Origin of the sequence: Methylobacterium sp. WL7 (assembly GCF_008040085.1) — a bacterium.
Classification (GTDB): Bacteria; Pseudomonadota; Alphaproteobacteria; order Rhizobiales; family Beijerinckiaceae; genus Methylobacterium; species Methylobacterium mesophilicum.
Map to the genome: position 1 here is coordinate 1 of NZ_VRVG01000073.1, position 26,865 is coordinate 26,865.

The 26,865-nt window shown below is 65.3% G+C and carries 23 protein-coding genes and 3 pseudogenes; 11 read left to right on the forward strand and 15 right to left on the reverse strand.

Annotation, left to right across the window (positions count from 1 at the left end; genetic code table 11):
• Nucleotides 1–1,126 precede the first annotated feature (1,126 nt).
• The 3 genes from FV233_RS18045 to galE (FV233_RS18055) form a co-directional block, all read right to left on the reverse strand.
• Nucleotides 1,127–2,557, reverse strand: a complete 1,431-nt coding sequence (locus FV233_RS18045; RefSeq protein WP_147898303.1) for a mannose-1-phosphate guanylyltransferase/mannose-6-phosphate isomerase — start codon at nt 2,555–2,557, stop codon at nt 1,127–1,129.
• 61 nt (nt 2,558–2,618) lie between these two features.
• Nucleotides 2,619–3,761: a glycosyltransferase gene (locus tag FV233_RS18050; RefSeq protein ID WP_147898304.1), complete on the reverse strand. Its 1,143-nt coding sequence runs from the start codon at nt 3,759–3,761 to the stop codon at nt 2,619–2,621.
• Between the two features lie 60 nt (nt 3,762–3,821).
• The gene (gene galE, locus FV233_RS18055; protein ID WP_147898305.1) at nt 3,822–4,814 is read right to left on the reverse strand and encodes a UDP-glucose 4-epimerase GalE; all 993 of its coding nucleotides are present in this window, start codon (nt 4,812–4,814) and stop codon (nt 3,822–3,824) included.
• Nucleotides 4,815–5,523: 709 nt separating this feature from the next.
• On the opposite strand from galE (FV233_RS18055), the gene FV233_RS18060 reads away from it, so the two are divergent.
• From FV233_RS18060 to FV233_RS18070, 3 genes are all read left to right on the forward strand, one after another.
• The gene (locus FV233_RS18060; protein ID WP_147898306.1) at nt 5,524–6,291 is read left to right on the forward strand and encodes a sugar transferase; all 768 of its coding nucleotides are present in this window, start codon (nt 5,524–5,526) and stop codon (nt 6,289–6,291) included.
• A gap of 185 nt (nt 6,292–6,476) precedes the next feature.
• Nucleotides 6,477–6,620 carry a hypothetical protein gene (locus FV233_RS31195; RefSeq protein WP_238261973.1) on the forward strand — a complete coding sequence of 48 codons (144 nt, stop codon included), beginning with the start codon at nt 6,477–6,479 and terminating at the stop codon, nt 6,618–6,620.
• Nucleotides 6,621–6,699: 79 nt separating this feature from the next.
• Nucleotides 6,700–6,921, forward strand: coding sequence for a hypothetical protein (locus FV233_RS18070; protein ID WP_147898307.1), 222 nt, complete (start codon nt 6,700–6,702; stop codon nt 6,919–6,921).
• Nucleotides 6,922–6,956: 35 nt separating this feature from the next.
• On the opposite strand, the gene terL is transcribed toward FV233_RS18070, so the two are convergent.
• From terL to FV233_RS18085, 3 genes are read right to left on the reverse strand one after another with little or no spacing between them, the layout of a single operon-like run.
• Nucleotides 6,957–8,501 (reverse strand): phage terminase large subunit, encoded by a 1,545-nt coding sequence (gene terL / locus FV233_RS18075; protein WP_238261991.1) that lies wholly within the window; start codon nt 8,499–8,501, stop codon nt 6,957–6,959.
• Between the two features lie 2 nt (nt 8,502–8,503).
• Entirely contained in the window at nt 8,504–9,040 is a 537-nt protein-coding gene (locus FV233_RS18080; RefSeq protein ID WP_147898309.1) for a DUF5681 domain-containing protein, read from the reverse strand.
• Nucleotides 9,041–9,050: 10 nt separating this feature from the next.
• Entirely contained in the window at nt 9,051–10,406 is a 1,356-nt protein-coding gene (locus FV233_RS18085; protein ID WP_187278146.1) for a DNA methyltransferase, read from the reverse strand.
• A 914-nt stretch (nt 10,407–11,320) separates the two neighbouring features.
• Between FV233_RS18085 and FV233_RS18090 the strand changes: the two are divergent.
• Nucleotides 11,321–12,446: pseudogene (locus tag FV233_RS18090) on the forward strand (IS630 family transposase).
• A gap of 33 nt (nt 12,447–12,479) precedes the next feature.
• On the opposite strand, the gene FV233_RS18095 reads toward FV233_RS18090, so the two are convergent.
• From FV233_RS18095 to FV233_RS18105, 3 genes are all read right to left on the reverse strand, one after another.
• Nucleotides 12,480–12,884 carry an HNH endonuclease signature motif containing protein gene (locus FV233_RS18095; RefSeq protein ID WP_147898311.1) on the reverse strand — a complete coding sequence of 135 codons (405 nt, stop codon included), beginning with the start codon at nt 12,882–12,884 and terminating at the stop codon, nt 12,480–12,482.
• Complete coding sequence (locus FV233_RS18100) at nt 12,884–13,327, reverse strand: hypothetical protein (RefSeq protein ID WP_147898312.1); 444 nt, start codon at nt 13,325–13,327, stop codon at nt 12,884–12,886. The genes FV233_RS18095 and FV233_RS18100 overlap by 1 nt, the downstream gene beginning before the upstream one ends.
• A 1,767-nt stretch (nt 13,328–15,094) precedes the next feature.
• Nucleotides 15,095–15,745 carry a collagen-like protein gene (locus FV233_RS18105; protein ID WP_147898313.1) on the reverse strand — a complete coding sequence of 217 codons (651 nt, stop codon included), beginning with the start codon at nt 15,743–15,745 and terminating at the stop codon, nt 15,095–15,097.
• A 53-nt stretch (nt 15,746–15,798) separates the two neighbouring features.
• Between FV233_RS18105 and FV233_RS18110 the strand changes: the two are divergent.
• The 4 genes and pseudogenes from FV233_RS18110 to FV233_RS18125 all read left to right on the forward strand — a co-directional run bounded on the left by FV233_RS18110 (nt 15,799) and on the right by FV233_RS18125 (nt 19,231).
• Nucleotides 15,799–17,101 (forward strand): annotated as a pseudogene (locus FV233_RS18110) (IS66 family transposase).
• A 303-nt stretch (nt 17,102–17,404) separates the two neighbouring features.
• On the forward strand, nt 17,405–17,866 hold the full coding sequence (locus FV233_RS18115; protein WP_147898314.1) for a MucR family transcriptional regulator: 462 nt from the start codon (nt 17,405–17,407) through the stop codon (nt 17,864–17,866).
• 175 nt (nt 17,867–18,041) lie between these two features.
• Nucleotides 18,042–18,251 carry a hypothetical protein gene (locus FV233_RS18120; RefSeq protein ID WP_147898315.1) on the forward strand — a complete coding sequence of 70 codons (210 nt, stop codon included), beginning with the start codon at nt 18,042–18,044 and terminating at the stop codon, nt 18,249–18,251.
• Nucleotides 18,252–18,448: 197 nt separating this feature from the next.
• Complete coding sequence (locus tag FV233_RS18125; RefSeq protein WP_246690016.1) at nt 18,449–19,231, forward strand: collagen-like protein; 783 nt, start codon at nt 18,449–18,451, stop codon at nt 19,229–19,231.
• 68 nt (nt 19,232–19,299) lie between these two features.
• Here the strand turns inward: FV233_RS18125 and FV233_RS18130 are convergent, their stop codons facing one another.
• The 3 genes from FV233_RS18130 to FV233_RS18140 all read right to left on the reverse strand — a co-directional run bounded on the left by FV233_RS18130 (nt 19,300) and on the right by FV233_RS18140 (nt 20,634).
• The gene (locus FV233_RS18130) at nt 19,300–19,521 is read right to left on the reverse strand and encodes a hypothetical protein (RefSeq protein ID WP_147898316.1); all 222 of its coding nucleotides are present in this window, start codon (nt 19,519–19,521) and stop codon (nt 19,300–19,302) included.
• 78 nt (nt 19,522–19,599) lie between these two features.
• Nucleotides 19,600–19,830, reverse strand: a complete 231-nt coding sequence (locus tag FV233_RS18135; protein WP_147898317.1) for a hypothetical protein — start codon at nt 19,828–19,830, stop codon at nt 19,600–19,602.
• An 87-nt stretch (nt 19,831–19,917) separates the two neighbouring features.
• Complete coding sequence (locus FV233_RS18140) at nt 19,918–20,634, reverse strand: sugar transferase (RefSeq protein ID WP_246690017.1); 717 nt, start codon at nt 20,632–20,634, stop codon at nt 19,918–19,920.
• Between the two features lie 783 nt (nt 20,635–21,417).
• On the opposite strand from FV233_RS18140, the pseudogene galE (FV233_RS18145) reads away from it, so the two are divergent.
• Nucleotides 21,418–22,519 (forward strand): annotated as a pseudogene (galE, locus tag FV233_RS18145) (UDP-glucose 4-epimerase GalE).
• Nucleotides 22,520–22,664: 145 nt separating this feature from the next.
• Nucleotides 22,665–24,095, forward strand: a complete 1,431-nt coding sequence (locus FV233_RS18150) for a mannose-1-phosphate guanylyltransferase/mannose-6-phosphate isomerase (protein ID WP_187278147.1) — start codon at nt 22,665–22,667, stop codon at nt 24,093–24,095.
• A 178-nt stretch (nt 24,096–24,273) separates the two neighbouring features.
• On the opposite strand, the gene FV233_RS18155 is transcribed toward FV233_RS18150, so the two are convergent.
• Both FV233_RS18155 and FV233_RS30410 read right to left on the reverse strand, forming a co-directional pair.
• Nucleotides 24,274–24,516: a hypothetical protein gene (locus FV233_RS18155; RefSeq protein WP_147898319.1), complete on the reverse strand. Its 243-nt coding sequence runs from the start codon at nt 24,514–24,516 to the stop codon at nt 24,274–24,276.
• A gap of 272 nt (nt 24,517–24,788) precedes the next feature.
• A complete protein-coding gene (locus tag FV233_RS30410; protein WP_187278148.1) occupies nt 24,789–24,959 on the reverse strand; it encodes a hypothetical protein in 171 nt (56 codons plus the stop codon).
• An 83-nt stretch (nt 24,960–25,042) separates the two neighbouring features.
• Here FV233_RS30410 and FV233_RS18160 point away from each other — a divergent pair, with 83 nt between their 5' ends.
• Nucleotides 25,043–25,996 carry a metallophosphoesterase gene (locus FV233_RS18160; protein WP_147898320.1) on the forward strand — a complete coding sequence of 318 codons (954 nt, stop codon included), beginning with the start codon at nt 25,043–25,045 and terminating at the stop codon, nt 25,994–25,996.
• A 394-nt stretch (nt 25,997–26,390) separates the two neighbouring features.
• Here the strand turns inward: FV233_RS18160 and FV233_RS30415 are convergent, their stop codons facing one another.
• A complete protein-coding gene (locus FV233_RS30415) occupies nt 26,391–26,546 on the reverse strand; it encodes a hypothetical protein (RefSeq protein WP_210249491.1) in 156 nt (51 codons plus the stop codon).
• Nucleotides 26,547–26,865: the final 319 nt, after the last annotated feature.

The window sequence follows — 26,865 nt, forward strand, 5'->3', positions numbered from 1 at the left end:
ATACAATGGGTATCATAAGGCGTATTTTAGGTCTCGTGGCCGAATTTGCGTTTGTGAAGAAAGCTTGCTTGGACTCACCTCAATTTCAATTTTGACGGCATGAGAAGCCCCCTCCCCCAGTAAAATTGAAAGCCGTAAGATCTAATTTCGCGGTCCATTTGTAATATAATTCTCATAACATATCGATCAAAGCTTGAGATTCTTTCGTAGCAGGCGCCATAGGTAAATCGGAAGTAAAATACCGAAAGGAAATAGCGCTGGTTAGTCGTCGCTTAGAAGGGTCGTCGAGCGTTGTACGGCGCCTGACGTGGGCATCGATAAGGGCTTGCGGGTACACGCCCGCCAAAGGTCTTTAGCATCCATAAGTGGATCGTAGCGTTCGTGCTAATCAAAATCGTGATCCTTCTCCGTCGAATCGCAGTGCATTTCTCAAGATGCAAGACATGAGTTTTGTTGTCTGTACGAGACAGGTGCCCGATACGGGCCTCAAGTTCAGGGTTGAACAATGTGGCGTCGAATCTCGGTCTTGCTAACTACAGACAGTAGCGTACAAGCTGTTGTTTCTTGTCAAGTTGCCGCCGCGTGAGCCGACGGATGAGTTTGTTCCTCGGCGCATAAGGGTGCTTCTATAGTCGTTTCAACGAACCGTCTTATTTCTTTGCAAAGCCGCAGTTAATGCCGAGCACGAGTCGTGGTGCTCGCCGAGGCTCAAACGCCGACCTAAACATACCCTTTCTGCGGACTCGGGCTGCAAACTTGTCTGACGACTTGCAGTCCTGCCGTGTCACGAGGTTCGCCAATTACAATATTCGGTTCGCGTCGCCTATTGTTTTCTCGGATCGTCCCGAACTTACAGACAGCATGGGGAATCCAAAATTCACGTGTGACCCATTGACAGAATTGGGCATTTGGATCGATAGACCGTCATAGAAGCCTGGTTTTACAAAAAATTTGTGACTTTATCCGGTTTTGGAATTCCGATCGACGGTGAGTGAGGCAGCTTTCCTTTATTTCAGATCTGACGTCGCATGGATTACTCGGCCGGAATTGTCTGGTTCTTGTTTTCACACGCTCGCTCAACGCCATTTTCTTTATTAGAACAATCCGCCCCAAAAGTGTATTTTACTTAGCGTCCGTAAATGTCCTCAACGCGAATGATATCATCCTCGCCTGTATAGGATCCAACCTGCACCTCGATCAGCTCAAGCGGGATTTTCCCAGGGTTGTTCAGCCGGTGCATCGAGCCGATCGGCAGATAGACTGCCTCGTTCTCGTGGACCAGCACAACCCGGTCGTCCACCGTCACCTCGGCGGTGCCGCGCACCACCACCCAGTGCTCGGCCCGGTGGTAGTGCTTCTGTAGCGACAGCCGCCCGCCCGGAACCACCTGGATCCGTTTCACCTGGAAGCGCTCGCCGATATCGATCCGCTGGTACCAGCCCCACGGCCGGTACATCCGCAAATGCGCGTCCGCCTCCGGCTCGTTCGAGGCCCGCAGGGCGTTGACCAGCTGCTTAACCTCGCCCGAGCGGGCTTTGGACGCCACCAGCACCGCGTCCGGGGTCGACACGACCACCACGTCCTCGAGCCCGACCACCGCGGTCAGGCCGCCGCCTTGGCTGTGGACCAGGCTATTCTTCGTCCCGATCAGCGACACCCGCCCCCGCACCGCGTTTCCCTCGGCGTCGTGGTCCAGGACCTGCCAAACCGCGTCCCAGGTCCCGACATCCGACCACGGGAACGACACCGGCAGCACGCCGGCGCGCGCCGTCTGCTCCATCACCGCGTAGTCGATCGAGATTTTCGGCGCCCGCGCGAAGGCCTCGGCATCCAGGCGCACGAAATCGAGGTCGGTCACGGCCGCGTCGAGCGCGGCGCGGGCGGCCTCGAGCACGTCCGGCACGAAGGCTTCGAGCTCGGCCAGCATCAAGTCGGCGCGGAACAGGAAGTAGCCCGAGTTCCACAGGGCGCCGTCCTCGATCAGCGCCTCGGCGCCGGCGCGGTCCGGCTTCTCGACGAACTTCTCCACCCGGGCGGCCCCGGGCGCTTCCGCGATCGGCGCGCCCCGGCGGATGTAGCCGTAATCGGAGGCCGGCCGGGTCGGCTCGATGCCGAGCGTCATGGTGTAGCCTGCCCGCGCGCCGACGGCTGCCGCCCGGGCGGCGTCGACGAAGGCCTGCGTGTCCGGCACGACGTGGTCGGCGGCCATGATCAGGACCACGGCCTGCGGGTCGATCGCTGCGGCGTGGAGGGCCGCCACCGCCACGGCGGCGGCGGAGTCGCGCCCCTGTGGCTCCAGCAGGATGTCGGCGCCGATCCCGAGTTGGCTGCACTGCTCGGCCACGATGAACCGGGCCTCGGCCGAGGCGATCACCGTGGGCTTGGCGAACACGGCCGTATCCGACACCCGCGCGAGGGTCGCCTGAAAGGTCGAGCGTTCCGCGTCCACCAGCCGGGCGAACTGCTTGGGCATGCTCTCGCGCGAAGCCGGCCACAGGCGCGTCCCCGTGCCGCCGCACAGGATCATGGGGTAGACTGCACCGACAGACTCAGACATCAAAATTAATCTTTCGCGCCAAGTTATAGGGTGGGCTTAAAACAAGACGGTCGACGCAACCTCAATTCAGAAGGTCGAGCTGTCCACCGGCCAGCGGGGGGCGATGACCCTGGTAACCCCTTGCGAGCACGCCGTCGATGAACTCACCCATCGCCGTGGAGAAGCGCTCGACGCTGAACTCTGAGGCCCGCTCGACGAGGGCCTCGGACCTCGGCGCGATGGCTTTGCAACGCTCGATCGCGGCGATCAAGGCGTCCACCGATTGTTCGTGGAAGAAGGTCCCGGTCACCCCCTCCTGGACGGTCTCCGTCGCGCCGCCCTTTCCGTATGCGATCACCGGCCGTCCGCTCGCCATGGCCTCCACGGGCACGATCCCGAAATCCTCCTCGCCGGGGAAGATCAGGGCCTGGCACCGGGCATAATGATGCTTCAACACCGCGAAGGGTTGCGGGCCGAGCATCGTGACGTGCGGGCCGGCCAGGCTCCGCAACTCGCGCAGCATCTCGCCGCCACCGATCACCACGAGGGGCTTCTGCAGGCGGTTGAACGCTTCGATGGCCAGTTCTGGGCGCTTGTAGCGGACCAGCTCGCCGACCATCAGGTGGTAATCGCCGCGTTCCTGCTCGGGAACGGGACCGAACGCATCAGTGTCGACCGGGGGATAGATGACGGTGGCGCTGCGCCGGTAATAGGTCTCGATCCGGCGCGCCACGGTCGCCGAATTCGCCACGAACTCGTGGACCCGGCTCGCCGAGATCGCATCCCAGTTCCGGATGTAATGCGCGGCCGGCGGCATCAGCAGGCGGTTCAGGAACCCCGTCCGCTCGCGGTAATCGTGGAACATGTTCCAGACGTAGCGCATCGGGGAATGGCAGTAACAGATATGGGTCGCGTTCGAGGGCGGGATGATGCCCTTGGCCGGCCCGGATTCGCTGCTGATCACGAGATCGTACCCGCGCAGGTCGAGCTGCTCGAGGGCCATCGGCATCAGCGGCAGATAGGATTTATAGCGCGTCGCGGAGAACGGGAGCCGGCCGATGAACGAGGTCTGGATACGGTGGGCCTTGATGACGGGCGAGATCGAATCCGGGGCGTAGGCGTGGGTGAAGATATCGGCCTGGGGATACATCTTGCACAGGGCTTCGACGACTTTCTCACCGCCGCGCATGCCCACGAGCCAATAATGTACGATTGCAACTCTCATTCACGCATCCTCTGCCAGGATTCATATCTTGAGTCCTGTATTACCACGCTTTAGCGTCGATTAGATCCGATTGCGCGTACTGAGTTTGTCCTCCCAGGCCAGCGCCTGGGCCACGATGGCGTCGAGGTCGTCGTGGCGGGGCTGCCAGCCGAGCCGCGACCGGATCCGGCCCGCCTCGGCCACGATCCGGGCCGGGTCGCCGGGCCGGCGCGGGCACAGCCGCACGTCGAAGTCCCGCCCCGAGATCCGCTTGACCACCTCGATCACCTCCAGCACCGAGTAGCCGCGCCCGTAGCCGCAATTCAGCGTCAGGCTTTCGCCGCCCCCGCGCAGGTGATCCAGCGCCACCCGGTGCGCCTCGGCCAGGTCCGAGACCTGGATGTAGTCGCGCAGGCACGAGCCGTCCGGGGTCGGGTAGTCCGTCCCGTACACGTCGAGCCGTTCGCGCCGGCCGAGCGCGGCCTGGGTCGCCACCTTGATCAGGTGCGTGGCGTCCGGGGTCGATTGCCCGGAACGCCCGGCCGGGTCGGCGCCCGCGACGTTGAAGTAGCGCAGCACCACGTAGGTGAAGCCGTGCGCCGCCGCCGCGTCGGCGATCATCCACTCGCTCATCAGCTTGGAGCGGCCGTAGGGGTTGATCGGGTTGAGCGGCAGGTCCTCGGGCACCGGCACCACCTCGGGCTCGCCGTAGACGGCCGCGGTGGAGGAGAAGATCACGTGGCGCACGCCCGCGCGGGTGGCGGCCTCGATCAGGGCACGGGTCTTGACGGTGTTGGCCAGGTAGTAGCCCAGCGGGTCGGCCACCGAGTCCGGCACGACGATCCGGGCGGCGAAGTGGGCGAGCGCGTCGATCCGGTGCTGCAGGATGGTCTGGGTCACCAGCGCCTGGTCGGCGACGTCGCCGACCACGAGCTTGACGCCCTCCGGCACGGCCCAGTCGAAGCCGGTGGACAGGTCGTCCAGCACCACGATCTCCTCGTGGCCGGCATCCAGCAAAGCCAGAACCATGTGGCTGCCGATATACCCGGCCCCCCCCGTCACCAGAACCGCCATGTCGTCCGCTCCCCTACGGCTTCACGCTCAGATGTCCGACTGCCTATACAGAGCAATGAAGCGACTCCACCATCAGCATTTCTGCGAGGCGAGCGGCATGACGCTCTAAACCTGACCACCGCGACACTCGGCTGGGCTCCAAGCGTCCCACATCTGAGCGATCAGATCCCGCCTTCCGTTGCGCGGATGGGACGCCGTGAAGTGGCCTCATGCATGCAGGGACGAGGCCAACAAACTGCACGAGATGCAGGTTTAGACGTCGCCGTCAGGATGCAGCTCCGAACCTTCGAGTACGTAGTTTTTGTCAATTTGACCCTAGTGTTGGTCCCCTGGGGCCCTCGATGCCCCCACAAGCTGAACGTCGCCCGGGCTGGAGGTCTGGGCATCTGGGAGGCGGTAAACGGGACTGGAGATGTCGACCTCGCGTGCGTCGCACCAAAGAAACGGCGCCCTAACACCGGTCATCTCTATACCGACACTGTACCGATTTACGCCGAGACCTGATGGATGCCACCACCGCCCTCTCTCTCGCTTCGCCAATTCCGGACCTAATTTGCATGGATACATTACATATCTTCTCAATATAAACACACGCTAGACTGCGATTGGCCACATAGCCGAGCTTGTAACGGGGCTAATAGTTCGTTAGAAATGGCCACTAACAAGTCGTTAACTATCTCGTCGCCATCTCAATCCAGAAAGCCAATCCATGCTGCGCGAGGCCGGCTCTCCAGTTTCACACCTTGCCTCTGCGCCGCACCATAGGGTTGAGATGTCGAACGTGGCCGGTCAGGTGAGCGAGGCAGCCGAGGCTGTGGCGGAAGCGGTGCTGCCGGAGACGCCGTTCGTGGCCCGTGGGCTTCGGCTGGATTGGGCGGCCAAGCGCGGGCTGGACATCGGGGTGGCGGCGACCGCGCTGTTCCTGCTGCTGCCGCTGATGCTGCTGATCGCCGTGCTGGTCTGGGCCGGCGACCGCAAGGCGCCGATCTTCCGGCACATGCGGCTCGGCCGGGACGGGCGCAGCTTCGGCTGCCTCAAGTTCCGCTCGATGGTCACGGACGGCGAGGTGGTGTTGGCTGCACACCTGGCCGCCAGCGCTGGGGCGCGGGCCGAGTGGGCGGCCACGCACAAGCTCTCCGACGACCCGCGCATCACAACCATCGGCCAGGTCCTGCGCAAGACCTCGCTCGACGAGCTGCCGCAGCTGTGGAACGTCCTGCGCGGCGAGATGAGCCTGGTCGGCCCGCGCCCGATCGTGCAGGCCGAGGTCGCCCGCTACGGCCGGGCGTTCGCGACCTGCTTTGCCGTGCCGCCCGGCGTCACCGGCCTGTGGCAGGTCTCGGGCCGTTCCGACACCAGCTACGCCGAGCGCGTGGCGCTCGACTTGGACTACGCCAGCCGCTGGAGCCTGCGCCGGGACATCGCCATCATGCTGCGCACCGTCCCGGCCGTGCTCGCCCAGCGCGGAAGCAAATAGCCCAGGCGTGCCCCGGCCTGCGCGTGCGCGCGGTGGTGCTGTCCGGAACGCGCATCCCGGGAACCGGGGTGCGGCGACCGGATTGCCGACGGGATCACGATGAAGGGCCTGCTGCTGAACGCGCTGCTCGGGGTGGGTCTCGGGCGGTTCGGCTCGGTTTGGGGCCTACCGGTGTTCCTGAGGTGGTGGCGGCTGAACTCGCCTATGGGTTACACATTCACAACCTGAGCGCGGGCGACAGCCTGCGGCGTGGCGCGGCGCTGCTGGTCTGCGGGCAACTCGGCTTTCTGCTCGGCGCCCTTCTGCGGCCGCTCCCGGGCGAGCGGTGAGGTGCCGGAGCTCGGCTTGGTCAACGAATTGCTAACCGAGGGGGCCGCGCCTGTGCCTGCGGTGGAGGGGGGTTCAGTCTTGGACGACAACGATCCGCACTGGGACGCCGACCCGATCTGGTACGACCGGGCCGAGCCGGAGGTTCTGCCGGGCCTGCTACTGAACGGTCTGGCGTATCTGGTCCTGCTGGTGCTGGCCGGGATGGCGGGCGTGATGCGGCTGTATCGGCTCCCGGACGCCCTGTGGTGCAGCACTGCCGACCAAATTAGACGCAGAACAACCCAGCCGCGTCTTTTCTGAAACAAATTTTTTTCCTTAAAGGCTTCGTACTTAGGTCATAGGATCACGTCACCAGGCTCCCAAGTGGCTGGAACTGAAATGAGGCGCGGCCGTTTTGATCCATCATCTGGGCTGTCCACAGCAAGATTTGCTGAAGAATTAGATCGAAGCTTCGGACGTAACCCCCGAATGCTTTCGCGGGTCCGCCTAACCCTTGGTTCAACCCGAGGCTGGCTCCCAGTCAAGTAATGCAGGGCATACGTGGTGGCATCTACCTGATCGTCGTGGCGACCATTCGGAAAAGCCAGCAATTCGCCGAGGTATTCGCCCAGCCACGGCGCATCAGTCGGGAGATGCACCTGACCTGCCTCAAACCGAGCTGATTGTGCCAACAGCCGCGTTTCCTTGTCGTGGCGCGGCTCGACCAAGATTGGTGCCAAGAGCTTTGTCCGACGCAGATCCTGCAGCAGCGCGTGCCCGAGTTGGGTTTTTTCGATCAACGTCACATTCGCATCCCAGCGCTTGCTCAGCGCCACAACCTCCCGACGCAACTCCCAAAACTCCCATCGCCCTCGGACCACGTCGAGGAGATAGTAATCCAGCCCCGCCGCACCCCAGACCGTGCCCACCGACCAATCGCTCGACTCGGACAGCGTCGAGGCGGTATCCCAGGAGGCCACGATCCGATCGAAGCGGCTAGGGGGCATGTCGTACCTGCGCAGCCACGAGCGCTGGATCACATTACCACCAATAGGCGCAGGGTCCTGCTGGTACTGTGCCTGGAAGGTCAGCGAGCCCTGGGCGCGCCGCATCTGCTCTAAAACCGCCATCGGCTCGCGCTCGGCATGCAACAACTCACCGACCCGACGCCGGTACACGTCCCCGGGCACATCACTGAGTCGATGACAGGTATCCTCCGTCGCGATCGCGGGCAGTGACACCATCTCCCAGTCATCTCGTTCACGGACATGGCCGACGAGGTCGTCGACATGAAGTCGCTGCATCACGATGACAATGGCACCGCGGCGCTTGTCGTTCAGGCGCGTGAGCAAGGTGTTGTCGAACGCCTCGTTGACCCGCCGACGCTCGGCCTTTGAGAACGCGTCCACCGCTTTGATCGGATCGTCGATCACGATGAGATCGGCGCCGCGCCCGAGCACCGCCCCACCCATACCAGCCGCGAACACCGAGCCGCGCAACGTCGTCGTTAATTCGAGGTCGCGGGGCCTGGAGCCCGTCAGCCGGAAACCCGGGAACGCCTGGCCAAACCACGGACTCTGCGCCACTAGGCGTCGATCAAGGCTGAACTTTCGGGCCAGATCCTCGGTATGCGAGATGCAGATCACGCGCCGACCCGGGTCGTGACCCAGCGCGAACATCGGGAAGGCGACGCTGGCGATGATCGACTTGCCCGAGCGCGGCGGTACGTTGATGATCAACCGGCTCACCTCACCGCAAAGCACCCGCTCGAGGGCCCAGCACAAGTGTTCGTAGTGCCAGTTCGACGCGAACGGTGTTCCCGGCTCGAGCGTCGCGAAGGCCTGCTCGACGAAGGTGACTAAGTCCGTGCGTAGCGCGACCGACATCATGGCGGCGGACATGATCACGGCGTTTGCTCCGAATCGGACCCGGGCCCCGGATTGTCGTTGTCGCTCGCGTCTGTGTTTGCTGCATCTGCCAGCGAGAGTTCGGCGAGTATCTGACGTCGAATCCGGATGTAGTAATTCTGGTACATAGCCTCACTTTGCGCTGGGTCTACGTTCGTCTGGTCAGCAACGGCCACCGCCTCGTGCTCCGCCACCAGCTTAAAGACCTCCTTGCCAACACGCGGATTAGTCATCGCCTCGCGGCACATTGAACGAAACACCACCTCGCTGCATGACATCTCAGTCTGCCTCCCTCCACGATTGAGCGGGACAGGCTCGTTCAAGACGCGCTTCATCATCGCGACGAAAGGCTCAGGCTGCTTGCGGGGCCGCCCCCTCGGGTTACCGGACTGCCCCCGCGAAAAGCGGCCTCCGCCGGTACGGGCGGGCTTTGGCCGTGCAACACCTTCAGCATCCGCGCAGTAACTCTGGGGCGCGAGATCTTCATCGCGTGCGACGACATTGTCATTCGACTCGATCGGCTCATCGGACATTGCGACCTCCTCACGCGTCCGACGCGACGGCCGCGGCCGGCTGCTGGGCCGATGGCTCGTGTGCCCGCTGCTGAGCCTCCTCCGCGAAGGTGAGTCCCGTGCCTGCATGGCGCGCGGGCGCCCCCGTCAGAGCTTCCATCCGCCGGACGGCAACGTCGACGTAGATCGGGTCGAGCTCTGTACCGTACCCGATCCGGCCGGTGCGATGGGCTGCGAGCAGGGTCGTACCCGACCCGCAGAACGGGTCGAGGATCAGGCCGCCGCGGTTCGAGGTGTCGAGCAATGCGTCTGCGATCAGCCCGACCGGTTTCACAGTCGGGTGGAGGGCCAACGCCTCCTCCCGCCCGCGCCCGAACCCGTTCAGCCCTGGCGCTGACCAGATCGTAGTGCGGTTGCGCCCATGCCGACCCAACGCGATGTTGTTGATGTGCCGAGCCCGCCCGTGCTTCATCACCAGCACGAATTCAGTTTGCTGCCGATAGAGCGAGCCCATTCCACCTACGCCTTTATCCCAGACGCAGGTCGTGAGCTGGGTCAGACCAGCGCCCCGCGCGGCGGTCAACAGTGGGAGCATCCCGCGCGCATCGATGAACATCTCGGCGATCGCACCGTCCTCGAGATGTGGGACCATTGCACCGAGGAAGCCCTCGAAGAACACGGTCGCCTCAGCATCACCCATACCGGAGCCTTCGACGAATTCCCCGTGCCTGCCGCTGGCGTAACCGCGAATGGCACACCCATAGGGCGGATCCGTCGCTAACTTCTGGACGCGCTGGCTGGCGAGCACGGCGTCGTAGCTCTCACCGGCACGGGCGTTTCCACACAACAGCCGGTGACTGCCGGTAAACTCCCAGATATCCCCGAGGCGCGAGACTGCGGTCGCCGGTACCTCTGGAAGGGCGTCGGTTGAGTCGGTGCCGTCGATGCAGGACGACGTCAGGGCTAAATCAATCTCCGGCAAATTGAACCCGGTGAACGCGACGAGATCGGGTTCAACAGCGAGCAGGTGCGCGAACTCGCTCGCAAGGGCTTCGGAGTCCCAGGTAGTACTTACGGCGACCCGATTAAGCGAGAGGCGGAGAACTTTGACCTCGTTGTCTGACAGATGATCGATGATAATCGTGGGCAATGTCGGGTGTCCAAGCCTCCGACAAGCTTCATAGATAGCGTGGCCGTCGATGATCGTACCATCAGAAGTCACGAGAACAGGCACGACGCAGCCAAACCGCTCGATGTTGGCGGCGAGGCGTTCGACCTGTCCCTTGCCGCGCCTGCGCAGTGGGCGATCAAGTGGCCGAAGTGCCGTGATCGGCTGGTAAATGATGGCAATGGCCGGCGCCGCCCCGGACGGCCCGGTGTCGAGCACCGCGCGAGCGGTGTTAACGTGCGCGCCACGTTGACGGACTGGGATTGGTTTTTGGGTAGACATTGAGCTCTAGACCTGCATCAGACGAGTGAGTGACCGCAGGAACGCGAGCAACGACAAAACGCTGGGGTTGGACCCAACGAGCCGAAACCGTTCCCCGCTGCCACATCGCTCGCCGAACACGGACGGAGCTGGGCTGCCGCCTCCTGCACCTAAGGAGGAGTTAAACCGAAAGGCTTACGCTGCAGCACTTCCCAAAGCGGACGGCTGGCGAATGCTTTCCAATCCCCGCCGAAGCGGGGCAACACCATTAGTAATCAAATCCGCGCCTTGGCGTCAATGGCGCTTTCCGGAAAGCCTTCCCGCTTATCTATCGAACGCGTTAGCCCTCAGACGCGGATCGACGATAAAACAGAACGGCCGTTGAGGTACGAATTGCTCGAAGCTGAGATGGGCTCAAATTCGGGGACTTGCTTCAAAAGATGCCCTGCTCCCCAAGCGCAGACAGACGCGATCGAGCCAGCCCTACTCCATATACTAATCGGCCGGCACCGGGAACAATTCAATCGAATTTTACCGAAGATACCCATCCGCATCCTACATATCAGATAAATAGTGGTGATGGTAGCCTAGACCTCGAACCTAGTCCTCGGCTATGGCCAGGCACGTTCAGGGCAAGTATAGCTCGGCTTCAATAGCCCAGACTGACTCGGCGGATCGACGGCGAGACGGGGCAAAAATTTTTTTGACCTCGGACACCAGAGCTGCGATCAAAAGTTAAATTCTGGAAGCAGGTATTACGTTGACAGGCGTCACTCGTACGGGCGACCCCGCGCACTTTCTCGACCAGAATGAAACGTTTTATACCGCCCCTCGTTAAGCGCGACTCACGGGGTAGCATCAGCGGCTGAGGGGTGATTCTATCTTCGGGTTTGGAGCCCGAGGAGGATGTCATGGCTGCTCCGGTACCGCTGCGGTCAGGCTTTGACGCTGACGGCCTGCGCACCTTGGCCAGGTGCGCGCGTGATCCCGCCCAAACACGGCGCCTGCTGGCTTTGTCGGCGATCTATGCGGGCGGCTCGCGCTCGGCCGCTGCCGCTTTCGGCGGGGTTGGGCTTTAGACGGTGCGGGACTGGGTCGTGGCGTTCAACGCGCACGGTCCGAGCGGGCTGATCGGCGGCAAGGCGCCTGGAACTCGCCCGCGCTTGAACGTCAAGCAGCGGGAGGCGCTGCGCGCGTTGATTGAGCAGGGGCCGATGCCGGCCGCCCACGGGGTGGTGCGCTGGCGGCTGGTCGATCTCGTCCAGATCCTGTTCGAGGATCACGGCATGTCGGTGTCCGAGCAGACGCTGAGCCGGGTCCTGCGAGCCTTGGGCTACCGCAAGCTCTCCGCCCGCCCGGCGCCATCACGCCCAGGGCACGGACGCCACCCCGGCTTTTTAAAAGCCTCCCCCGCCCGCATGGCGGAGATCGCGCAGGCCGTCGGCGGCAAGCCGATAGAGATCTGGTTCGCCGACGAGGCTCGGGTCGGCCAGAAGAACACCATCACCCGCCGCTGGGCCAAGCGCGGCACGCGACCTGCGGCGCCGAAGGACCAACGCACCGCCTCCGCCTACATCCCTCATCCTGAGCCTGTCGAAGGATGGCGCGATTTGCCCCGCCCGCGGCAAAGGGGCCGGCCTCGTCATGCCCCGCTGCACCACCGAGGCGATGGCGTTGCATCTCGAAGAGATCGCCCAGGTCGTCGCCACCGGTGCGCACCCCGTCCTGCTGCTCGGTCGAGCGGTCTGGCACACAACCAAGAAACTCGTCGTGCCCGCCAACATCACCCTATTGCCCCTGTCGGCTCGCTCCCCCGAACTGAACCCCGTGGAGAACCTCTGACAATTCATGCGCGACAACTGGCTCGGCAACCGCGTCTTCAAATTCTACGCTGACATCCTCGACCACTGCTGCCACGCCTGGAATACCCTCATCGACCGACCCCGGCGCATCATCTCTATAGGACTGCGCGCCTGGCTCATGGGTTCTGATCAATGAAAATCGGTATTACTCGACCAGAATGAAAGGTCTCTACGGGTCCCTCGATCGGTCTCGTCTGTCAAGACGCTTCCCCGTATAGCGACAGATGACGCCACCACCGATCAGACGCTTGAACGGGCTGGCTTTGCTGCCAGGCAAGGAACGCCGTCTCGGGTCGGCAATGCCCAGATGCCGATCGCGCATCCGGTGCACCCGCGCGATCACGCCGACATCCAGCACCGTCTTGGCGGCGTGACACGGCCGGCACAGCACCTGGCAATTCTCGAGGGACGCATCGTCGACCAACGCGGCCGGCACGATATGGTCGTAGTCGAACCACCCAGTCTGCAAGGTGCAGGGGCAACGGCCGCCGTTCACGAGCACGCCTTCGCATCGCCCGTCCGCACGTGCGAGGGCGGCACGAAGCACCGCCTTGCTGAACTCGCGCCGGGGCATCACGCCACCCCCATGGCCGCGGACAAGGCGGGCCCACCGAGGTCAGCCGCGATCGCATGACGTTCAGCCTTGTTTCCTGCCAACCGGTAAGCGTGCAGTTCGCGCGCTCCAAGCGTGGCGCAGGCGGCCAGCCAGCCCAGAAAACCTGGATCCCCAGGGTCGCAGGCCCGGACAGCGACGATTGAAGCCTGCGCTTGGGCATCACGGGCAACGGCGAGGACGACTGCGGGGTCGTCTGCGACCAAATCGACGGTATCGAGCGGCTGGATCACGACGACATAACGCCGGCTCGAGGATCCGCGCCAAGCGCTCATCGGCAGGAGGCACGCGCCGCGCAGGCCCGTGCTGGTGCGCAGACGTTCTTCGCGAACCGCCGAACGGACGGTGCGATCGGATTTCAAGTCGCGCAGAGCGGCGGCCCAGGAGATGCTACGGTTCGACATGCTCGCACTCACGTCCGCGGGGCGGCGCACGATGCGACGTGCAGGCTCGCCGTGGAGCCAGGGCACAAAAGCGGCGCCGGATGTCCGACATGGGCGGCCGGGGAAAGGATGATCTGAATGAAAAATGGGGTTTGCATAGCGCGCCTCGGGCTCGTGACGGGACTAGCCCCGCCACTGCCTTGGCCCCGCACATGCCCAATGGGCTTGCGGGGTAACGCGATCGGTCGGATGCCCTTGCCCGCTCCCAGGAAGCTCGCTTCGACTCACGGCAGCCGGCTGCTTCGTGACGTGACTATTCACGCTCCAATCGCTCAAGCAGTCCAGTGGAATATGCTCGTTGCCGACATGAAATCAGTCGGCGATTGTCCAGATGCCCTCTCCGAGCATACGGAAACACCGGTTCGCCATCAAAATTTGCGGACGAAGTGCTGAGAAAAGCCCGTGAAGACGACAGGCATAACGGGCATCATTATATATGAGTCACAAATTTCGATTATAATCAAACCAAAAATATCCATACGCGCAAAACATCGCGCATGATTTTTCAAATTTGACAGAAAGGACAATTTAAACCTGGCAGCACCGGTCGATGATGAAGAGGCATGCCACGACGATACATTCGTAGAAGCGGTTATTGCATCTGAATTTCCCTACATTCTTACAATAATTTTTCGAAAAACACCGGCATGAGTAGAGGCGCGCAAGGCAGCAGTTTGGGCAAGATGATGTTGTCTAGCACGACGATCTCGTGAGCCCTGTGTCAGCACGTATCAGTATGGCGCGGGCCCGGGGCACGACGCTTTAGATAATCTGAGCCCTATGCAGGCTTATCGCCTACCTGTCTCACCGGGGTAGAACAAATCCGGCGGCCTTTCCCTTCTGAGGATAGATCTTTTCAAAGATATAGGCATACGCCGTGTGCCAATCCTGGGGCGCCGTGGGCCGTGTCCCGCTGCATGTCTCACGCTGCGACTGTGTGCTCTTTTGACCGGCGTGAGCATCATCCTACCATGACACCTTAATAGCCGTGCCGGGCGGCTGGCATACGCGAGCAGGCAAATATGGATTGCATTCACGGCGGCGGGGAGGTTTTTCAAACACGGGGAGCGCAGCCCGATCCTGCTTGTTGTGGCGAGGGCGGACCGTCAGCTTACTGAAGCCTATCTGCTTGATGGTGCAGCCAAACGTACTTTCGTCCAGACTGCCCCCGAAGCTCGCGTAAATTCAGTCAGCCAGAACCTTCGCCACGTGCGTACCACGCCGTATCGGTCAGCGTTTGACCCACCCTCGATAACCCGTGTCAGCGCCTGTCGCTGTGCGGCGTCAAGCTTGGGCGTCTAGCGGCTGACCAGACCCGCCGTACCATCAGCGTACAAGGCCAGCACTCAGTAGCCCGTCGTCGGCAGGTCCACCGCGCCGGCTACACGCTGCTTCCGCCAATGTAGACCCCAGCCAACGCCAAAAGCCGGAAGCTGTGGCCGGCGCCCCAGCTTGCCCTGCAAGTCGCCTGAGATCATCAGCAGCAAAATTCTCGAGGCGTGATACGCGACTTGATACGACAAACCATCCCGGCTCAACTAATCGAATCAGAGCGGTCGCGCCGATAAATCTTATTTTCTATTATCTCAATTGATCAATCCGAGTCTCTAAAAAAATTACGAAATTCTGCCGCGCAGTGCGCACCATTCAAAATGTATCAATGTGTGATCCGAACCGACCGCCAAAAGAAAAGAAAACTCAGTGTTTCTCTCCAATGCGACGTTCGCGTCAACGCCGCGCGCAGATCGCCCGGGCCTTCATGACGGTCGGTACTGAACCCAGGGCAAAGCAGTAGATGCTGCTCTCGTCCATGGCGGGGCGCTCGCCGCCGCTACAGGTGCCGTTCACTGCGAACTCTTCGGAGGTGCAGGCGGCCACGCACCGTCCTCCCGTCGTGCACTCCTCGACCTGAACCCGTAAAGCAACGTTGGCAACAGCTGCCTTGCCCTCGGGCCCAGCCGGTCCTGCCGGGCCACGTTCGCCTCTTTCGCCCGCCTGCCCTTTCGCGCCCACCTGTCCGGCAGGGCCGGGTGGTCCTGCGGGGCCAGCCGGCCCCGGCTCGCCCTTGGCGCCGCGCTCACCTTGAGGTCCTTCCGGACCCTGTTGACCGGCCGCGCCCTGAGGACCGCGTGGGCCGACCTCGCCCTTGGGCGTGTTCGCCGCAAGCATCACGGGTGCGGCATGCGCCGCGGCCTGCTTCACGGCCGGTGGCCGGGCGCAATAGCCGACGACGGCCTGTCGGCTGAGGGACTCGGATTTCAGTGTCACCACGCAGGTCTCCGGATGGTAGGGAATCTGGAACGCGAAGCGCCCGTCCTGATCGGCCCGTGTGTCGAACTTGTCATCCAGGACGACGCTGGCAGCGCGGGGCGGCGCCAAAGGCAATTACCCAGGCCCTTGCGCGGGTCGGGTTTCGCTGATTCCTTCGTAGGATGGGGCGCAGCGATCTTGAGCGGTTGAGCCGCGAGGAGCTGATCGATCCTTCGACAGGCTCAGGATGAGCTGGTGCTGCGTCTGCAGCGTCCGGACAAGACCTTTCGCACGTCCTCGAAGCCGCCCGCCACAGACCGCAAAGAGCGGCGCGAGCAATCCAAACCTGGCGGGGCCAAGCCCGGCCACGAGGGCCATAGCCGTGTGATGAGGGACAATCCCGACGCGGTCGTCGATCATCAGCCCGACCGCTGCGCGTGCTGCGGCGGCGCCCTGCACGGAGATCTTCCTGTCGAACTCGTGAGCGTGTCCGAGCGGATCGAGTTGCCGGAGGTGACACCGGTGGTGACGCAGCATCGACGGTTGGCCGTGCACTGCCCGACCTGCGGGGTGCGGGTCGTCGCGCCGGTGCCGGAGGCGGCGCGGGGCACGCCGTTCGGCCCACGGCTGCATGCGGTGGCGACGTATCTCAAGACCTTCCAGGCGCTGTCCTACGAGCGACTGCAGGCAGCCGTGTCGGACCTGTTCGGCCTGACGCTCAGCCAGGGCGGGCTGATGAACCTGCTTCAGCGCGCGCAGAGGCACTTCCGCTCCGGTCGCGAGGAGGCCGTCTCGACGCTGCGCCGGGCCGCTGTGATCGCCTCGGACGAGACCGGCGTCCGGATCGAGGGCAGCAACGCTTATCATTGGGTGTTCCACGCGGCCGACGCCGTGGTGCACACGGCCTCGCCGACGCGGGGCGCCATCGTGATACGGGAGATGATGGACGGCCACCGGCCCGCGGTGTGGATCTCAGACCGCTACACCGCCCAGCAGGGTCATGCCGCCGCGCACCAGACCTGCCTCGCCCATCTCGCCCGCGACGTCGCCTACGTCGTCGAGGTCAGCGACGATCCCGTGCCCTGGCGATTGCAGCTCTGGTTGCAGACGGTATTCGGCCTGGCCGAGCGCGTCACCGATCTGGCCGCCTCGACGCTCGCCGCCAAGCGCCGGACCTTGGATCGACAGCTCGGCGCCATCCTGGCCACACCGAGCCGCTGCGACCTGACCCGCGACCTGCAGGCCAAGATCGGACGGGCGCGTGATCAGCTCCTCGTCTTCCTCGCCCATCCCGGCGCGGTCGAACCGACCAACAACGGCTCAGAGCGACTGCTGCGCCCAGCGGTCGTCCAGCGGAAGGTGACCAACGGCTACCGCGCCATGTGGGCCGCCGAGGGCGAGGCCGCCATCCGCACCGTCGTCGATACCGCACGCCTCGCAGGCCACGGCCCATTCGGCACCATCCTCAAGACCGTCGGTGCCTGATCCCAGCCGTCACAGGCCTAGGTAATTACATGCTCCCGCAGCCATCCGTCGGATCGAACGTATGCCTATCACTTTCATCACAGCGCCAATCGCATCCATCGAACGGCTAAGACTGTAATAATTTATTACCCTGCTGGTTTGATGAATATCGAGCCAAGATATTAACGAATTTTACTATCTTCCGACAGCGGGAGAGATATTGTTAACGTTCACTGAACATGAAACCGGGAAATCGGAACGGATCATCACGCCGCTCGTAGTCCGGCACGGGTATAGCGACGGTTATGCCACCAGGAGCCAGTGATGAACGACGATCGCGATACGCAGCACCCTGATCTCAGACGCCTGGCGGCCGATATCGTGGCCGCCTATGTGTCGAACAACCATGTGCAGGCTGCGGATCTGCCCACACTGCTCGCGAGCGTCCATGCTGCCGTGCAGGCGGCGGCCGAGGGCGATACCTCGGCGGTCGTGGCGTCGCCGGTCGAAAAGCCGTCCGCCGCCGAGATCCGACGCTCGGTCGGCCGCGACGCACTGATCAGCTTCGAGGACGGCAAGCCCTACAAGACCTTGAAACGGCACCTCACCGGTCGCGGTCTGACGCCGGAGCAATATCGCGAGAAATGGGGATTGCCGCGGGATTACCCGCTGGTCGCACCGGATTACGCAGAACGACGGTCCCTCCTGGCAAAGGCGATCGGCCTGGGTCGGCCGAACGCCGCAGGCGACGAGGCGAAGGCCCGCGGCCGGAAGAAGACGGCCTGAGGCAGCGCCGGATAGGGAGCGCCGCGAGCCGGCTGCGACCGACGGTCACCCCGGCGGCGGCCATCGATCTGTCGAGGGCGGCGGCCCGGCTCCTGACTCGGGATGCCCCTCCACCTAGATTTCGACACGGCGACACCGGACAAGCCGCGCAGCCGCTTCGCTGAACGAGAGATTGATGCCGCCGACGCCTACCCTTTGTCGTTCCTGTGGCCAGACGATCGACCCGGGCAGGACCTATTGCGTCGCGTGTGCCGTGCGCCAGGCCGACAGCGACGCCATCGTCTTCGACCGTTGGCTCGGCCGCATCTTCGGAGGCGCCGGGATCGTGATCGCCTTGGTGGCCACCTATACCGCCGCGCGATACCTCGATCTCCTCGGAGGTTGAGATGTCCGGGTGGCCGGTCTGACACCGGGCGGCGGTTCTGCAGAGGCCATCCGTCGGCCGGCGGAGGAAGTCCGGATCCTGCGCCTTAAGGAGAGGCTCAAGCCGTGCCTGCGGCATCGAAATATGTACGCCGCGCCGGGGAAAATCCGATCGCCCCGCAGCTACACCTCAACCTGGGACGGTTGGGGGTCTTCGAGATGGCTCGGCGCTGGGTTCTGGTCTTCGCGTTCTTCACCCTGTCATCGGCCGCGCAGGCTGCCGGAGACATCGCCGTGGATATGGCGATGATCTCGAACGGCGATCTCAGGGTGTTCGGTACGCTGGCACCGCCCCGCGCCGCCAGCGTCGTCCTGGACGACAAGTTCGACACCCGCGCTGATCAGGACGGGCGCTTCGCGTTCAGGATCCCCTATCACCCCGAAACCTGCGTGGTGACGCTGAAATCCGAAACGCTCAGCCGGCAGGCCGTCGTCGGGTACTGCGCCCGGCCGACCGCCGCGAAGCCGGTCGCGGCGATGCCGGCCCATCCCGCTCCGATCATGCTGGCCGCGAACACGCCCAAGGGCGAGATCGGCCCGCGGGGCCCCCAGGGCGCGGCCGGCCAGCAGGGACCGGAGGGACCGCAGGGCGAGCGCGGCGCGAAGGGCGATCCGGGGCCTGCCGGTGCCGCCGGTCCGCCCGGACCCGCGGGACAGGTTGGTGCGCGGGGTCCGGCGGGCGAGAGGGGCGAACGCGGCCCGGCCGGGCCGGCCGGCCCCGAAGGCAAGGCGGCTGTCGCGGCGGCGGCCCTGCGGGTCCAGGTCGAGGACTGCACGGCCGGCGGGCGCTGCGTCGCAAGCTGCACTGCCGACGAATTCGCCGTCAACGGCACCTGCAGCGGCGGGGAGCGCCCCGCCATGGACGAGCGCAGCGTCTACTGCTTCGCGATGGGTTCCGCGCCGACCGCCTTGAAGGCCCGGGCCATCTGCGCCCGGCGGTGATGGCCCGGGCTGCTGGGCCGGGACGTCGCATTGCGATGGGGCACCGGCCAGGCCGGGTCGATCCGATCTCAGGACCGCCGCGGTCGGGCGGCACGGCGCGCGTGCCAGGCGGCGGCGCGGCACCACAGCGCGTCGGGAAGCCGGTACAGCCGCGCCACGCCCGCCATCCCGGCCAGCAGCAGCAGGACCAGATACGCCAGGCCGTTCAGAACCCGGCCCGGCAGCGCCTCCGGCTCGGCCCGGTCGTACCAGAGCGGGTCGGCGTCCCAGTGCGGATCGTTCTCGTCCAAGACTGAACCCCCTCCGCCGCGGACACGGGCGCGGCCCCCTCGGTGAGCAATCGGTTGACCACGGCGAGTTCCGGCGCCTCACCGCTCGCCCGGCAGCGGCCGCAGCAGGGCGCCGAGCAGGAAGCCGAGCTGGCCGCAGACCAGCAGCGCCGCGCCCCGCCGCAGGCTGCCGCCCGCGCTCAGGTGGTGGAGGTGGAACCCGTAGGCGAGTTCGGCCGCCACCACCGGCAGGAACACCGGCAGGCCCCAGACCGAGCCGAACCGCCCGAGACCCACCCCGAGCAGCGCGTTCAGCACCAGACCCTTCATGACGATCCCGCCGCATCACCCCGGACCCCGGGCTGCGCGCACCAAAGGGCGGGCGCGCGCGTCGGCGCCGGCCGGGGCACGCCCGCGCTACTTGCTGCCGCGCTGGGCGAGCACGGCCGGGACGGTGCGCAGCATGATCGCGATGTCCCGGCGCAGGCTCCAGCGGCTGGCGTAGTCCAGGTCCAGCGCCACGCGCTCGGCGTAGCTGGTGTCGGAGCGGCCCGAGACCTGCCACAGCCCGGTGACGCCGGGCGGCACGGCAAAGCAGGTCGCGAACGCCCGGCCGTAGCGGGCGACCTCGGCCTGCACGATCGGGCGCGGCCCGACCAGGCTCATCTCGCCGCGCAGGACGTTCCACAGCTGCGGCAGCTCGTCGAGCGAGGTCTTGCGCAGCACCTGGCCGATGGCGGTGATGCGCGGGTCGTCGGAGAGCTTGTGCGTGGCCGCCCACTCGGCCCGGGCGCGCGGGCTGGCGGCCAGGTGCGCGGCCAGCACGCCCTCGCCGTCCGTGACCATCGAGCGGAACTTCAGGCAGCCGAAGCTGCGCCCGTCCCGGCCGAGCCGCATGTGCCGGAAGATCGGCGCCTTGCGGTCGCCGGCCCAGACCAGCACGGCGATCAGCAGCAGCAGCGGCAGCAGCAAGAACAGGGCGGTCGCCGCCACCCCGATGTCGAGCCCGCGCTTGGCCGCCCAGTCGAGCCGAAGCCCCCGCGCCACGAACGGCGTCTCCGGCAGAACGGCCTCCGCAACAGCCTCGGCCGCCTCGCTCACCTGACCGGCAATCTGATCGGCCACGTTCGACATCTCAACCTTATGGTGCGGCGCAGAGGCGAGGTGTGAAACTGGGGAGCCGGCCTCGCGCAGCATGGATTCGCTTTCTGGATCGAGATGGCGGCGGGATAGTTAATGGCTTGTTAATAGCCATTTCTAACAAATTATTGACCCTGTTACAAGCTCGGCTATACGGCTAATCACAGTCTAACTTGCGTTCATATTATGCGGCTATGCAATGTAGCCATGCGGATTAGCCCCGGCATTGGTGCAACGGGAGAGCGGACGATGCTGTCATCCATCCAGTCTCGGCGTGAGTCCGTATAGTGTCGGTCTAGGGACGACCGGCCTGAGAGCGCCGATTCTTTGGTGCGACGCACGCGAGGTCGACATCCCAAGTCCCGTTCACCGACTCCCGGAGGCCGAGACCTCCACCCCGGCCGGCGTTCAGCTTGCGGAGGTGATCGAGGGCGCCAGGGGACCGGCACAACGGTCGCATGGGTGAAAACTACGCACTCGGAGGGCCTGCTCTGCATCCCGACGGCGTCGTCAGACCCTGCATGGCGTGCGGGTTGTTGGCCTTGTCCCGGCAGGCGTCCACGTCGCCGCGTCCGATCCGCGCGACGCCTGGCGGGAGCTGGTCGGTCGGATGTGCGCGGCGGGGAGCCGGGCCGATTCACGAGGCCGTCAGGTGCAGGCCGTCATGATCCTGGCGTCATGGCCTTCCACTTGCAGAAATGCCGATGGTCGAGCCGCGTCATTGCTCTGTATAGGCGGTCGGACAGATGAGCGCGGATTCGTAAGGGAGCGGACGACATGGCGGTTCTGGTGACGGGGGGGCCGGGTATATCGGCAGCCACATGGTTCTGGCTCTGCTGGATGCCGGCCACGAGGAGATCGTGGTGCTGGACGACCTGTCCACCGGGTTCGACTGGGCGGTGCCGGAGGGCGTCAAGCTCGTGGTCGGCGACGTTGCCGACCAGGCGCTGGTGACCCAGACCATCCTGCAGCACCGGATCGTCGTGCCGGACTCGGTGGCCGACCCGCTGGGCTACTACCTGGCCAACACCGTCAAGACCCGTGCCCTGATCGAGGCCGCCACCCGCGCGGGCGTGCGCCACGTGATCTTCTCCTCCACTGCGGCCGTCTACGGCGAGCCCGAGGTGGTGCCGGTGCCCGAGGACCTGCCGCTCAACCCGATCAACCCCTACGGCCGCTCCAGGCTGATGAGCGAGTGGATGATCGCAGACGCGGCGGCCGCGCACGGCTTCACCTACGTGGTGCTGCGCTACTTCAACGTCGCGGGCGCCGACCCGGCCGGGCGTTCCGGGCAATCGACCCCGGACGCCACGCACCTGATCAAGGTGGCGACCCAGGCCGCGCTCGGCCGGCGCGAACGGCTCGACGTGTACGGCACGGACTACCCGACCCCGGACGGCTCGTGCCTGCGCGACTACATCTAGGTCTCGGACCTGGCCGAGGCGCACCGGGTGGCGCTGGATCACCTGCGCGGGGGCGGCGAAAGCCTGACGCTGAATTGCGGCTACGGGCGCGGCTACTCGGTGCTGGAGGTGATCGAGGTGGTCAAGCGGATCTCGGGGCGGGACTTCGACGTGCGGCTGTGGCCGAGGCGGGCCGGATCCGGTCGCGGCTCGGCTGGCAGCCCCGGCACGACGACCTCGACGCCATCGTGGCCCAGGCGGTGGACGCCTTGATCGCCGCGATCGAGCGTTGCAAAGCCATCGCGCCGAGGCCCGAAGCCCTCGTCGAACGGGCCTCGGAGTTCAGCGTCGAGCGCTTCTCCACGGCGATGGGTGAGTTCATCGACGGCGTCCTCGCACGGAGTTACCAGGGTCACCGCCCCCCGCTCGAGCCGTTCCCGATCGCGGCGCGATCGGGAACGGCTCTAAGTCCTTGAGTCAACGCGCTCGCTGACGCCGAACCGGTATCCACTTCGGCGGCGAGCGCTCGAGCCGGCGGACAGCTCGACCTTCTGAATTGAGTTTGCGTCGATCGTCTCGTTTTGAACCCACCCTATACCTTGGTGCGAAAGATTGATTTCGATGGCTGAGCCTGTCGGTACGGTCTACCCCATGATCCTGTGCGGCGGCACGGGGACGCGCCTGTGGCCGGCCTCGCGTGAGAGCATGCCCAAGCAGTTCGCCCGGCTGGTCGATGCCGAGCGCTCGACCTTCCAGGCGACGCTGGCGCGGGTGTCGGATACGGCCGTGTTCGCCAAGCCCACCGTGATCGCCTCGGCCGAGGCCCGCTTCATCGTGGCTGAGCAGTGCAGCCAGCTCGGGATCGGCGCCGACATCCTCTTGGAGCTGCAGGGGCGCGACTCCGCCGCCGCCGTGGCGGTGGCGGCGCTCCACGCCGCCGCGATCGACCCGCAGGCCGTGGTCCTGATCATGGCCGCCGACCATGTCGTGCCCGACACGCAGGCCTTCGTCGACGCCGCCCGGGCGGCGGCCGTCGGCGCGCGGGCCGGCTACACCATGACGCTCGGCATCGAGCCGACCCGTCCGGCCTCCGATTACGGCTACATCCGCCGGGGCGCGCCGATCGCGGAAGCGCCCGGGGCCGCCCGGGTGGAGAAGTTCGTCGAGAAGCCGGACCGCGCCGGCGCCGAGGCGCTGATCGAGGACGGCGCCCTGTGGAACTCGGGCTACTTCCTGTTCCGCGCCGACCTGATGCTGGCCGAGCTCGAAGCCTTCGTGCCGGACGTGCTCGAGGCCGCCCGCGCCGCACTCGACGCGGCGGTGACCGACCTCGATTTCGTGCGCCTGGATGCCGAGGCCTTCGCGCGGGCGCCCAAGATCTCGATCGACTACGCGGTGATGGAGCGGACGGCGCGGGCCGGCGTGCTGCCGGTGTCGTTCCCGTGGTCGGATGTCGGGACCTGGGACGCGGTCTGGCAGGTGCTGGACCACGATGCCGAGGGCAACGCGGTGCGGGGCCGGGTCTCGCTGATCGGGACGAAGAACAGCCTGGTCCACAGCCAGGGCGGCGGCCTGACCGCGGTGGTCGGGCTCGAGGACGTGGTGGTCGTGTCGACCCCGGACGCGGTGCTGGTGGCGTCCAAAGCCCGCTCGGGCGAAGTCAAGCAGCTGGTCAACGCCCTGCGGGCCTCGAACGAGCCGGAGGCGGACGCGCATCTGCGGATGTACCGGCCGTGGGGCTGGTACCAGCGGATCGACATCGGCGAGCGCTTCCAGGTGAAGCGGATCCAGGTGGTGCCGGGCGGGCGGCTGTCGCTGCAGAAGCACTACCACCGGGCCGAGCACTGGATGGTGGTGCGCGGCACCGCCGAGGTGACGGTGGACGACCGGGTGGTGCTCGTTCACGAGAACGAGGCGGTCTACCTGCCGATCGGCTCGATGCACCGGCTGAACAACCCGGGCAAGATCCCGCTGGAGCTGATCGAGGTCCAGGTCGGGTCGTACACGGGCGAGGACGACATCATCCGCGTCGAGGACATCTACGGACGCTGAGCCGGGCGCGCCGGCGTCCTGCCGGCGGTGCGGTTGCGCCGGGCCTGCAGCCGATCGGAGCCGCGTCGCGCGGACGGCGCCGTCCGCGCGACGCGGGTGCCCGAGAGGTCACCGGTGAAGGGGTCACGCTTTCGCCGCGCGCCGTATCACCGACGCGCAGACCGCCTTGCCGATCGGATCAGGCGCTGATCGCCAGGGCGTCGGTCACCAATCGGTTGACCAGCGCGTCGCGCTTGGCTTGGCGTATGACGATGCGGGCCGCAGCCCGGGCATTGGCGGCGCGTATGTCGCCCCTGGGCGACCCGTCGCGCAGCGCCCGCCACGCCATGGCGCGAAACCAGTGGGCGTTGGCCAGGGCGATGGCGCGACGATCGGCGGCCGACCCGCAGGCGGGCGGCGCGAGGAAAGAGACGGCGTGCATGGGACCGATCCTGGGCAGCAAAGATACGCCTGCCCGCGAACTGATAGTCTCATGACATGCCGGAACTCGTAGATCAATACTGTTTTCATCAAACAGCGGAATTCCCGATCGCATCCGGGCCCCACATCTGCAATCGCGAGCCAGTCGCCGGCAAAAATTCATATTTGTTTTGCGAGGATTTATAACTGACTCACTGGATGTCGGCGGCAAACATATGTTCGATCAAGTCCCGAGTTCGATATAACGGATGAATGTTGACCTGAATTCGGAAACTATAGCACGCTGCGATTGTCATGGCGGCGCGAGGTCGAGGGTACCGGACGCGAGGCTTCCGACACGTTCGAAGAGATTGCACCTTCTTCGTACACTTCGATTGCTCCGCTGAGCGCTCGTGCCGCGATGCCGGCCGGCGGGATCGCCGCGGCGGACAGGTCATCCGGCATCGGTTCCGGTTCCTCCAACCCCGTGCCGCACCAGCCCCCGACCCGTGGTACCAGCCCGCCACGTCCAGCCGAGCCGATGACCGATGCTGACACGCCGCGCGCTCCTGTCCCGCCCGACCCTGGCCGCCGCCTGCGCGGCTGCCGGGAGCCTGGTGACGGCGGGCTACGCGACGGCCTTCGAGCCGCATCGGGTCCAGATCCGGCGCTATCGGGTCTGCCCGCCGCCGTGGCCTGCCGGTCTGCGCCTGCGGATTGCGGTGCTCACGGATTTCCACGCCCATCCCCGCTGCATGGGCGCGGACGCGATCACCGAGGTGGTGGCGCGCACCAATGCTCTGGAGCCGGACCTCACGGTGCTGCTCGGCGATTACGGCTCCCAAAGCCGGGGGGCGGTCCCGTTCGAGACGGTGGCCGAACGCCTGAGCGGTTTGCGGGCGAAGCGGGGAATCTACGCCATCCAGGGCAATCACGATTGGGGCGACGACCGTGCCGCACTTCGGCGCGGACACGGCCCGACCCGGGCCGAGCGCGCCCTGCGGGCGGCCGGCATCGTCTTCCTGGAGAACGCGGCCGTGCGGCTCGATGTGCCGGCCCCGCTCTGGCTGGTGGGGATCGAGAGCGAGGCGACGCCCGGCCGCCCCCTGGCGCCGGACCCGCTCGACCGGCAGAGGTCGCGGATCCTCGCGCAAGCCCTCCGGGACGTCCCCGCCGACGGCGCCGCGATCCTGCTCGCGCACGAGCCCGACCTGTTCGCCACCGGCCTCGACCCGCGGGTCGCGCTCACCCTCTCCGGCCATACCCATGGCGGCCAGGTGCGGATCCTGGGCTGGTCCCCATGGATCCCGTCGCGCTACGGATTGCGCTACGCCCACGGCCATATCGTCGAGGGCGACCGTGACCTGATCGTCTCGGCCGGGCTCGGCTCGCACTTCGTGGCGGGCCGTCCGTTGCGGCTGGGTATCCCGCCCGAGATCGTGGTGGTGGATCTCGGGCGGGATGAAACCGGGGCTGCCCACGCGGCCGGCAGCCCGGGATGACGGGCGCCGCAGCGCGGTGAGGCCGGTGCCGGCCTCACCGAACCCTGCGTTCATTCCGGATTGCGCAAAATAAATGCACCGCCCCCGGTGTAGTCCCACGCTATTGTCGTTATATTGCCATATCTAGACCGGTGGATAAGTCCGGAGAGAAAACGTCAAGCTTTCGCGTGCATACCGGTGCGGCGAAGGCGCTCGAGAGGACACGATCATGCATTGGACGGCCGTGATCCTCGCCACCTATTCGCTCGGTCTGGTCGAGTTCTGGCGTCTGTGCCGCGACGCCCCGATCATGCCGGACGAGGCTGCTTGAGCGATCGCTCTCGAAAGGGAGACCGGTTCGCCGTAAGCGGGCGCATCGAATCAGGGGGTGAGGGCCGTCCCGATCGATCGGGGCTCAGCTGAGAAGCCGCGTCATCGCCCAGCCCAGGATTCCGATCCAGCCGACGACCACCAGCAAAACCACGACCAGGATCGCAGTGGAGCCGTAGCGGGCAAACAGGCGCTGAACCAGGCTGCGCTCCGGATCGGTCGGCCGCGTCTCGCTCTCCAACATCGTTCCTGGCCCAGCCTTCGCGTTGTGCTGAGAAGCGAAGGCTTCCCGAGCAAGTTCCGTGACGTCCTCTGAGCGTGCTCCCCGGGGGCAGGATCCGGGAGGTCGCAACCCGGTCGGCGGCGGGCCGCACGTGGTCGCGCCGTCATGCGCGATGGTTCAGGACCGCCGCGGACGGGCGGCACGGCGCGTGTGCCAGGCGGCGGCGCGGCACCACAGCGCGTCGGGAAGCCGGTACAGCCGCGCCACGCCCGCCATCCCGGCCAGCAGCAGCAGGACCAGATACGCCAGGCCGTTCAGAACCCGGCCCGGCAGCGCC